Source organism: Variovorax sp. P2_H12, assembly GCF_056403395.1.
Window position 1 is genome coordinate 1 of record NZ_JBFUFO010000264.1, and the last position, 398, is coordinate 398.

Annotated in this window: 1 pseudogene; it reads left to right on the plus strand. The window is 76.4% G+C overall.

Features of this window, described 5'->3' with window-relative positions:
- Window positions 1–398 (plus strand): annotated as a pseudogene (locus tag AC1DYK_RS36075) (hypothetical protein); the annotation flags it as partial.

The following is a 398-nucleotide window of genomic DNA, read 5'->3' on the forward strand; positions in this document are numbered from 1 at the left end:
GGAGAGCCCCGAGGACGCGGAGAGCGTCAAGGCAGCCGATGCCGCCGAGTCCTCCGAGCCCGGCGAGTCTGCCGGGCCCGCCGAGGAAAAGCGCACAGTCGATCAGCCCACGGCTGTCTTCAGGACGGTCCGGCCGGACCGGGTCGACCAGCCGACGACCGCGCTGAAGATCACCCCGCCCGCGGCGAAGCCGGAGCAGAAGCCTCAGCGGAAGCCGGAGGCTGAGCCCGGGGGTGCCGCCGAGCGCACCAGCCAGTTCGTGCCGCTGCGCCGCGACGAGGCGCGGCCGGCCCCCGCGGTCCGCAAGCCCGAGACACCCGCAGCCGCACCCGGGTCGGCCGCCGCCCCCTCGCTCAGCGGCGCCGAACGGACCCGGCAGCAGCCGATGCCGCCCCTGC